Origin of the sequence: Pseudomaricurvus sp. HS19, from assembly GCF_009857815.1 — a bacterium.
In the GTDB taxonomy this organism is placed as follows: domain Bacteria; phylum Pseudomonadota; class Gammaproteobacteria; order Pseudomonadales; family Cellvibrionaceae; genus Pseudomaricurvus.
This window is the reverse complement of the sequence record NZ_WVVW01000010.1, coordinates 207,938-217,649: the sequence shown is the minus strand read 5'-3', so window position 1 is coordinate 217,649 and position 9,712 is coordinate 207,938. Positions and strand designations below refer to the sequence as shown.

Annotated in this window: 7 protein-coding genes; all 7 read right to left on the bottom strand. The window is 57.9% G+C overall.

What is annotated here, in order from left to right:
- Positions 1-678 precede the first annotated feature (678 nt).
- Positions 679-2,802, bottom strand: a complete 2,124-nt coding sequence (gene pnp, locus GSF27_RS14155; protein ID WP_160970228.1) for a polyribonucleotide nucleotidyltransferase — start codon at positions 2,800-2,802, stop codon at positions 679-681.
- A gap of 294 nt (positions 2,803-3,096) precedes the next feature.
- A complete protein-coding gene (gene rpsO, locus GSF27_RS14150) occupies positions 3,097-3,366 on the bottom strand; it encodes a 30S ribosomal protein S15 (protein ID WP_160970226.1) in 270 nt (89 codons plus the stop codon).
- 123 nt (positions 3,367-3,489) lie between these two features.
- Positions 3,490-4,431, bottom strand: coding sequence for a tRNA pseudouridine(55) synthase TruB (gene truB, locus GSF27_RS14145; RefSeq protein ID WP_160970224.1), 942 nt, complete (start codon positions 4,429-4,431; stop codon positions 3,490-3,492).
- Between the two features lie 20 nt (positions 4,432-4,451).
- Entirely contained in the window at positions 4,452-4,853 is a 402-nt protein-coding gene (gene rbfA / locus GSF27_RS14140) for a 30S ribosome-binding factor RbfA (RefSeq protein WP_160970222.1), read from the bottom strand.
- Positions 4,854-4,880: 27 nt separating this feature from the next.
- The gene (gene infB, locus GSF27_RS14135) at positions 4,881-7,502 is read right to left on the bottom strand and encodes a translation initiation factor IF-2 (RefSeq protein ID WP_160970220.1); all 2,622 of its coding nucleotides are present in this window, start codon (positions 7,500-7,502) and stop codon (positions 4,881-4,883) included.
- A gap of 21 nt (positions 7,503-7,523) precedes the next feature.
- The gene (gene nusA / locus GSF27_RS14130; RefSeq protein WP_160970218.1) at positions 7,524-9,029 is read right to left on the bottom strand and encodes a transcription termination factor NusA; all 1,506 of its coding nucleotides are present in this window, start codon (positions 9,027-9,029) and stop codon (positions 7,524-7,526) included.
- 99 nt (positions 9,030-9,128) lie between these two features.
- Positions 9,129-9,587, bottom strand: coding sequence for a ribosome maturation factor RimP (rimP, locus tag GSF27_RS14125; protein WP_160970216.1), 459 nt, complete (start codon positions 9,585-9,587; stop codon positions 9,129-9,131).
- Positions 9,588-9,712: the final 125 nt, after the last annotated feature.

Here is a 9,712-nt window from a genome sequence, read left to right as displayed (position 1 = left end):
CCTCTCTCCGGCCTGTCTGCGGCGCGTGCCATAGGAACTGAAAACAAAGTTTGTAAAGCACGTTTGAGACTGCGACTAAGTCCACATCGTCATCGCGAGCGCAGCGTGGCGATCCATTGCTGCCAAAAAGTGAACTACAGAGTGCCACACATGGATTGCCGCGGCGCTAAAAGACGCGCCTCGCAATGACAGTGCACGGGTTTGTTTTACCTTTTCATATCTGAAGATGGCACGGACTTGGGGCCCCTGCGTAGAGCCGAGCACCGTAGTGCTGGAGGGGGAAGACGGCCATGGACGGCCGGCTTAGCCTTGTTGCGCCAGGGACGGCGCATCAAGGCGACCCCGGAAGCGCGAGGAGCGCAGGGAACCGGAAAGCGTTTTTTGCTTTCCGGCGCGGAGGTGGGGCTGGGCTTGATGAACAGGGATGTTCGAATGCCGCGGGCACATGGATGTGCAGGAGCGGCCTTTTGGTTACTCACGTGTGCCCGCTGTATCGGTATTTCTTTGCCCAAACAAAGAAAAGTGACTCGCCCGGCAAAGCGAAAAGGGCAGCTGAAATTCACCACGGCAATTAACGATCCTTCCTGCTTTACGGCAACCCATACCTCGCCAGCCCAACAAAAAGACAAAAAAATACCCGCACAAGGCGGGTATTTTTTGTTCCGAAGAAACTCAGGCTTATTCAGCCGGAGCCTCCTGGTTGCCGGCAGCGTCCTGCGCTTCTTCCGCCAGAGCTTCCTTGATGGAGAGCTTGATGCGGCCGCGCTGGTCCACGTCCAGGCACTTAACACGCACAACCTGACCCTCTTTCAGATAGTCAGTCACGTTGTTTACGCGCTCTTCAGCGATCTGGGAGATGTGTACCAGACCGTCCTTGCCAGGCAGGAAGTTAACGAATGCACCGAAGTCCACAATGCGCACTACGGTACCTTCGTAGATCTCGCCGATCTCGGCTTCGGCAGTGATCTCGCCGATGCGGGCCAGTGCAGCCTGCAGGGACTCGGTGCTCTCGCCGTAGATCTTCACAGTGCCATCATCGTCGATGTCGATGGAAGCGCCGGTCTCTTCGGTGATGGAACGGATAGTCGCACCGCCCTTACCGATGATGTCGCGGATCTTGTCAGGATGAACCTTGATGGTTTCAAACTGGGGTGCGGTATCGGCAACGGTGTCACGAGACTTGTCGATGATCTTGTTCATCTCGGCCAGGATGTGCAGACGGGCGTGCAGGGCCTGCTCCAGGGCGATTTCCATGATCTCTTCGGTGATACCTTCGATCTTGATGTCCATCTGCAGCGCGGTGATACCGTCGGAGGTACCGGCTACCTTGAAGTCCATGTCGCCGAGGTGATCTTCGTCACCGAGGATGTCGGTCAGTACCGCAAAGCCGTTCTCTTCTTTTACCAGACCCATAGCGATACCAGCCACAGGAGCTTTCAGCGGAACACCCGCATCCATCAGCGCCAGGGAGGAACCACACACGGAAGCCATGGAGGAAGAGCCGTTGGACTCGGTAATTTCACTCACTACACGGATGGAGTAAGGGAACTCGTCTTCTTTCGGCAGCACAGCCGCTACACCGCGGCGGGCCAGACGACCGTGGCCGATCTCACGACGGCCAGTGCCACCCATACGACCGGCTTCACCTACAGAGTAGGGAGGGAAGTTGTAGTGCAGCATAAACGGATCGCGACGGGAGCCTTCCAGCGCATCGATCATCTGTGCGTCGCGGGCAGAGCCCAGGGTCGCAACCACGATGGCCTGGGTTTCACCGCGGGTAAACAGTGCGGAACCGTGGGTCTTGGCCAGTACGCCAACTTCCACCTGGATAGGACGTACGGTCTTGGTGTCACGACCATCGATGCGCGGCTCACCGGCAACAACGCTCTGACGTACGGTTTTCTTCTCCAGGTCCTTGAAGGCGCCCTTGATTTCGTCAGCGGCCAGGGTCTCGGTCGCCAGCTGAGCAACCGCCTGGTCACGCAGCTCGCCAAGACGGTTGTAACGGGCCATCTTGTCGGTGATGCGGTAGGCTTCTTTAACAGATTCGCCAAAACCACTGCTCAGAGCCTGGGTCAGCTCAACATTCTCGGCTTCAGGAGTCCACTCCCAGGCTGGCTTGCCGGCATCGCGTGCCAGTTCGTTAACAGCCTGTACAACAGCCTGCAGCTCCTGGTGAGCAAACAGTACCGCTCCCAGCATGATATCTTCCGGCAGCTCTTTCGCTTCGGATTCCACCATCAGTACGGCGTCCTGGGTACCGGCTACCACCATGTCCAGCTCGGACGTTTGCAGCGCGCTGTAACCCGGGTTCAGCAGGTAGCCGTCGGCCTCAGTGTAACCCACACGGGCGGCACCGATCGGGCCGTTGAACGGAATACCGGAGATGGCCAGTGCCGCGGAAGTACCAATCATGGCACAGATATCCGGATCAACGTCTTTGTTGGCGGACATCACGGTACAAACCACCTGCACTTCGTTCATGTAACCGTTAGGGAACAGGGGACGAATAGGACGGTCGATCAGACGGGAAGTCAGGGTCTCTTTTTCACTTGGGCGGCCTTCACGCTTGAAAAAACCACCGGGGATCTTGCCGGCGGCATAGGCCTTCTCAATGTAGTGTACGGACAGCGGGAAGAAGTCCTGATCGGCTTTGGCACTCTTGGCGCCCACCACGGTACACAGCACTTTGGTATCGCCCACAGAAGCCATGACAGCGCCAGTTGCCTGACGAGCGATACGACCTGTTTCCAGGGTTACGGTATCTTTACCGTATTGAAAGGTTTTAATGACGGGATTCACGACATTTTCCTTATTAGCTTTTTGCTTTTGCTTACGTTTACTTTCGATTAAATAGATTCAGATCTGGATTTCCCAGTCGCCTGCCCTTGCAGGACGATCTGCTGAAATAGACGGCCCAAAGGCCCCATTTCCTGAATTTTCCTGAATTATTGCTACGCCAGAGTCCTGCGGGCCTGTGCGATCTGTACTTACGGACAGCCCTCTTTACCTGCTGCCCCTGACCGCTGGTTCGCGCCCTCTCTGCTGGCGGCTTGAGAAAAAAAAGTGCCCGCATACGCGGGCACTGGGTATCGCTTAGCGACGCAGACCCAACTTCTGGATCAGGGCGGTGTAGCGACTGGCGTCCTTACGCTTCAGGTAGTCCAGCAGCTTACGACGCTGGTTTACCATGCGGATCAGGCCGCGGCGTGAGTGGTGATCCTGCTTGTGGTCCGCAAAGTGGCCCTGCAGCTTGTTGATGTTAAAGGTCAACAGAGCTACCTGAACCTCAGGGGAACCGGTATCACCTTCCGCTTGTTGAAAATCTTTTACGATTTCAGCTTTTTGAGCAGCACTCAGTGCCATAGTCTTTTCCTCAAATTAATATGCCTTGAAACATCCAGCCGGGCCCGTGCATATTTACAGGCCGGCTAGTATTGGGGTTTTGGCGGCAAAAGCCTCCATTTCCACCAATTCTGTCGTGGTCAGCTAGCTGCTGACCACCAGACGTTTGGGCGCCACACGACCTTCATCGTCCAGTACCCCAACGCCCAAAAAATCACCACTTTCGGCGAAGACACGCACCATATCACCTTCCTGCCCCAGGCGGTAGACCTGCGGGTCCATTACCGGATTGCCCTGGCGGAAGTAATAAGCCGAGTCCTCCAGCAGCGTCAGTGCCGGCAGCTCCTGCACCGGGGTATCCACCGGCAACAGGTGATGATCCAATACCTCCGCCAGCTGCTCACCGCGCTCCTCGCGCAGGTCATCCAGCTCCAGCATATCCGCCTCGGTGAAGGCGCCGGCCTGGGTGCGATGCAGCTTAACGACATGAGCGCCAACCCCCAGGGCCTTGCCCAGGTCTTCCGCAATGGAGCGGATGTAGGTGCCCTTGCTGCAGTGGATATCCAGATCCACCTGCGCCTGCTCGCCGCCACGGAAATCCAGCAGCTCGATGCTGTAGACCGTGACCGGGCGCGCTTCGCGCTCAATCTCTATACCCTGGCGGGCCAGCTTGTAGAGTGGCTCGCCGTTGTGCTTCAGCGCCGAATACATGGGTGGCACCTGCAGGATATCGCCGATAAACGGCTGCAGTGCCTGCCACACCTGCTCGCGGGTTACACCTGCGGCACTGACCGCGTCCAGCAACTCACCATCGGCATCGCCGGTGGTGGAGAAGGCTCCCAATTGATAGGTGGTGCGGTAGCGCTTGTCCGCGTCCAGCAGGAACTGGGAGAACTTGGTCGCTTCGCCGAAGCAGAGGGGCAGCACGCCGGTCGCCAGGGGATCGAGGGCACCGGTGTGCCCCGCCTTGGCAGCAAACAGCAGGCGCTTGGCCTGCTGCAACGCATCGTTGGACGTCATACCGGTCGGTTTGTTCACTACCAGCACCCCGTTAACGGGGCGACCGCGGGCTTTTCTGCGTGCCACCAGCTACCTCTCCGGCCGACTCAGTCAGCCGCGCTGTCGTCGTCACGATCGCCGGAAGCGGCGCGATCTTCACGCATCGCCTTGTCGATCAGGTTGGAGAGCTTCTGGCCACGCACGGAGGTGGTGTCGTAGATAAAGTGGAGACGCGGGGTGGTGCGGATATCCAGCTCCTTGGCCAACTGGCTGCGCAGGAAACCCGCCGCCTTGTTGAGGGCTTCTTCCGCCTCGGCACACTCCTCGTCCGACTCCTTACCGACAAAGGTAACGTAGATCCGGGCTATGGACAGATCGCGACTGACACTGACGTCATTGATATTCACCATACCAATGCGGGGGTCACGCACCTCGAACTGCAGCAGCTGGGCAAGGATGCGCTGAATCGCATCCCCCAGCCGGTCAGTACGCTTGAAATCACGGGCCATAACAACGCTTACCTCAGGGACGCGCGCTTACAGCTCGCGCGCCACCTCTTTCACGTCGAAGACTTCGATCTGGTCGCCGACTTTTACGTCGTAGTCTTTCACGCCGATACCACACTCAACACCGTTACGGACTTCATTGACGTCATCCTTGAAGCGACGCAGGGACTCCAGCTCGCCTTCGTAGATCACAATGTTGTCACGCAGTACACGGATAGGCTTGCTGCGGTAGACAGTACCCTCGATCACCATACAGCCGGCCACCTGGCCAAACTTCGGTGAACGGAATACTTCGCGTACTTCGGCAATACCGACAATCTCTTCCACACGCTCGGGCTCGAGCATACCGGAGAGAGCGCCTTTCACTTCATCGATCAGCTGATAGATGATGCTGTAGTAGCGAATCTCGACCTCTTCCGCCTCGGCCAGCTTACGGGCGCTGTTGTCAGCACGTACGTTAAAGCCGATAACAATGGCGCCGGAGGTCAGGGCCAGGTTGATGTCGTTCTCGGTAATACCACCGACACCGGTAACCACCAGGTTGACCTGCACCTCTTCGTTGCCCAGATCGATCAGCGCCGCCTGGATAGCTTCCAGGGAGCCGCGTACGTCGGTCTTCAGAATAACCGGCAGCACCTTCTTCTCGTTGGCGCCCATGTTGGCGAACATGTTCTCCAGCTTGGCGGCCTGCTGACGCTGCTGGCGCTGCTCACGGGCTTTTTCAGCGCGGTATTCGGCCACTTCACGAGCCTTACGCTCGTTGGGCACGATTACAAACTCTTCACCGGCTTCCGGCGGATTATCCAGACCCAGCAGCTCCACAGGAGTGGATGGACCGGCCTCTTTCACGGACTTGCCGCGTTCGTCGGTCATGGCACGCACACGGCCATAGCTTTCGCCGGCCAGCATGATATCGCCACGCTGCAGCTCACCAGCCTGCACCAGTACCGTGGCAACAACACCGCGGCCTTTGTCCATGCGGGATTCCACCACCACACCGCGGGCAGGAATGCCCACAGGCGCTTGCAGCTCCAGCAGTTCGGCCTGCAGGGATACCGCTTCCAGCAGCTCGTCGATGCCCTGGCCGGTGTGTGCAGAGACGTTTACAAACTGCACATCACCGCCCCACTCTTCGGGGATAACATCTTTGGCTGCCAGTTCGTTTTTAACACGATCCGGATCCGCCGCTTCCTTGTCGCACTTGTTCACGGCAACAACAATCGGCACACCGGCGGCACGGGCATGCTGCACGGCTTCTTCGGTCTGTGGCATAACACCGTCATCGGCGGCCACCACCAGGATTACCACATCGGTACACTGGGCACCGCGGGCACGCATGGCGGTAAACGCGGCGTGGCCGGGGGTGTCGAGGAAGGCGATCTCGCCCTTGTCGGTTTTCACCCGGTAGGCACCAATGTGCTGGGTAATACCACCGGCCTCACCGCTCACCACTTTGGTGTTGCGGATGTAATCCAGCAGCGAGGTCTTACCGTGGTCAACGTGACCCATAACGGTAACCACCGGCGCACGGGGCTGCATTTCACCTTCGCTGACGATGGTTTCGGCCAGCGCCTCTTCCACTTCGTTGCCAGTGACGAGAACTACCTTGTGACCCATCTCTTCCACCACGAGCGTCGCGGTTTCCTGATCGAGGATCTGGTTCATGGTGGCCATGGTGCCCATCTTCATGAGGGTCTTAACCACTTCGCCTGCTTTGACTTTCATGCGTTGGGCCAGTTCAGCCACGCTGATATTTTCTGGGATCTGTACTTCGTGCACCATCTTCGCCGTCGGGCGCTTGAACCCGTGTCTGTTAGAGAGTTTCAGCGACGGACGTGAGGACTTGCGGGATTGACCATCGTCACCCTCTTCCTCATCCAGGTCATGCAACAGTGCCGCCTTGTTAGTTTTCTTGGAACCGGTTTTCTTGGGAGACTTAGGTCCCTTCTTGCGCTGCACACTGTCGTCATCGTCTTCGGTCTCGACAACGAGCTTCTCTTTCTTCTTACCGTGCTTGCCTTTCTCTTCTTCCTGCTGGGCTTTCAGTGCGCGGGCTTCGGCCTCGGCGCGCAGCTCGGCGTCGGTGAGGTTCTCTTCCTCGGCCTTGGCCTTGGCTTTTTCTTCCGCCTGCTGACGTTTCAGTTCGCGGGCTTCTTCCTCAGCCTTGCGGCGCGCTTCCATGGCAGCAACGCGAATGGCTTCAGCGTCATCCACAAAGGTCGGCGCGTCGGCAGCAACAGTCTCTTCGACTACCGGCTCAACCACAGGCTCAACAGCCGCGGCCACAGGCTCTGGCTGTGCCGGTGCTTCGACCAGGGTCTCTTCAGCCACAACTTCAGCATCCGCTGATGCGGTTTCAGTCTTGACGTAAGTGCGCTTCTTGCGCACTTCGACATTTACAGTCTTGCGTGCAGCACCACTACCGGTTTTCAGGGTCGTGGTGGTTTTGCGCTTGAGGGTAATTTTCTTCGGCGCACCAGCCGCTTCACCGTGGCTGGTTTTCAAAAAGGCCAGCAGTGTCTGCTTCTCTTCATCGGATACCAAAGCATCCGCTGAGCTGTGCTTGAGGCCGGCTTCTGCCATTTGTTTCAGCAGGCGATCCTCTGTGGTGCCTACCGATTTAGCGAGTTCGCTAACGGTTACTTCTGCCATGATCTGTCCTCAATCCTCGTGTTACTCAGCAGCGTCGCTCTGCTCATCTGCAAACCACGGTTCGCGAGCTTTCATGATCAATGCGGCGGCACGTGTTTCATCCATACCTTCAATGTCCAGCAGGTCATCCACGGCCTGCTCGGCGAGATCGTCCATAGTGGCGATACCGCGGCTGGCCAGCAGATAAGCGAGGTGCTTATCCATGCCTTCCATTGTCAGCAGGTCTTCTGCCGGCTCTGCGTTGTCCAGCTGCTCTTCTGACGCCAGTGCCTGGGTCAGCAGTGCATCCTTGGCCCGTGAGCGCAGTTCTTCTGCGATATCCTCATCGAAGCCATCGATGCTCAGCATCTCTTCCATCGGTACGTAGGCGATCTCCTCCAAGGAGGTAAAGCCTTCGTCCACCAACACACCGGCAATATCTTCATCCACGTCGAGCGCATCCATGAAGGTCTGCATGTAGCTGCCGGTTTCCTCTTCCTGCTTGGACTGCCAGTCGTCAACGCTCATGACGTTGATTTCCCAGCCGGACAGCTCACTGGCCAGACGCACGTTCTGGCCGCTGCGGCCAATGGCCTGGGCCAGGTTGTCCGGCTGTACTGCCACATCCATGGAACCGGTATCTTCATCCACCACAATGGATTCGATCTCGGCGGGCGCCATGGCGTTAATCACAAACTGGGCAGGGTTGTCGTTCCACAGGATGATATCGATACGCTCGCCACCCAACTCGTTGGAAACCGCCTGCACACGGGAGCCGCGCATACCCACACAGGCACCGACCGGGTCAATACGACCGTCGTTGGTGTGTACGGCAATCTTGGCGCGGGAACCGGGGTCGCGGGCAGCGGCACGCAATTCGATCACCTGCTCGGAGATCTCCGGCACTTCAATCTTGAACAGTTCGATCAGCATCTCCGGGCAGGAGCGGCTCAGGTAGAGCTGCGGGCCACGGCTGTCTGGACGCACATCCAGCAGCAGGGCGCGCACGCGGTCGCCCATGCGGAACACTTCGCGGCCCACCAGCTGGTCGCGGGGCAGCAAGCCTTCGGCATTGTTGCCGAGGTCCACAATAATGCTGTCGCGGGTAACTTTCTTCACGGTGCCGCTGACCAGCTCACCGAGACGATCGCGGTACTGCTCAACAATCTGCTGACGCTCGGCGTCGCGCACTTTCTGCACGATCACCTGCTTGGCGGTCTGCGCAGCGATGCGGCCGAACTCAACGTTCTCCACCACCTCTTCGTAGACATCGCCTACCTGCAGGGACGGATCTTTCTCTGCCGCCTCTTCGGTGGTGAACTGGGTTCCCAGCAGAGCCAGGGTGTCATCATCAACCACTTCCCAACGACGGGTGGTAACGTAATCACCGGTCTTGCGATCAATCAATACCTGAATGTCGGCATCTTCGTCGTAGCGCTTTTTGGTGGCTGCAGCCAGCGCCTGCTCGATGGCTTCAAAGATGATGCCGCGATCGACACCCTTCTCGTTCGAAACCGCCTCTGCAACCAACAGAATTTCTTTGCCCATGTGTAAGCCTCGTTCACCTGAAGCGAGCCAATTGGCTCTTAACTGATCGCAGCCTGCTCCGGCCGCTACTTCATTACTGCGAACAAACCCCTGTCGTCCTTAAAAACGGGGGATTATGTTTGCCTTGTCAATCAACTCGATGGGGAGCATGTATTCATGATCCTCCACCACTACCAGCACTTCGTCTTCTTCGACGCCGCGCAGGATACCTTTGAATTTTCTCCGCCCTTCAAACGCCGAACGCAGCTTGATCTCCACCTGCTCTCCGGCAAAGCGTGCAAACTGCTCCAGGGTATAAAGCGGACGGTCCATGCCCGGGGAAGAGACCTCAAGGGTGTATTCACCCGCGATCGGATCTTCCACGTCGAGTACACTGCTCACCTGGCGACTGACGGACTCGCACTCTTCCAGGCCTACGCCAATTTCAGGGCGGTCAATGTACAGGCGCAGGGTACTGTGGCGCCCCTGGGTGAAGTACTCCAGCCCCCACAGCTCACAGCCCAGTGACTCAACCACCGGGGTCAGCAGTTCAACCAACTGATCGTGCTTAGATGCCATGCGTTCAACCCTGTGTGCACAAACAAAAAATGGGCACGAAGCCCATCCAATACTGCGATCACAGCTCCGCTGGGATCATTGCAAGCTCCTTCGCAAGAGCCTCCACCGGCTGACGGCAGATACGA

What these genes read in the sequence shown, in the direction of transcription:
- rpsO (WP_160970226.1), bottom strand. Translation starts at nt 3,366, where the DNA reads ATGGCACTGAGTGCTGCTCAAAAAGCTGAAATCGTAAAAGATTTTCAA.
- rbfA (WP_160970222.1), bottom strand. Translation starts at nt 4,853, where the DNA reads ATGGCCCGTGATTTCAAGCGTACTGACCGGCTGGGGGATGCGATTCAG.
- infB (WP_160970220.1), bottom strand. Translation starts at nt 7,502, where the DNA reads ATGGCAGAAGTAACCGTTAGCGAACTCGCTAAATCGGTAGGCACCACA.
- nusA (WP_160970218.1), bottom strand. Translation starts at nt 9,029, where the DNA reads ATGGGCAAAGAAATTCTGTTGGTTGCAGAGGCGGTTTCGAACGAGAAG.
- rimP (WP_160970216.1), bottom strand. Translation starts at nt 9,587, where the DNA reads ATGGCATCTAAGCACGATCAGTTGGTTGAACTGCTGACCCCGGTGGTT.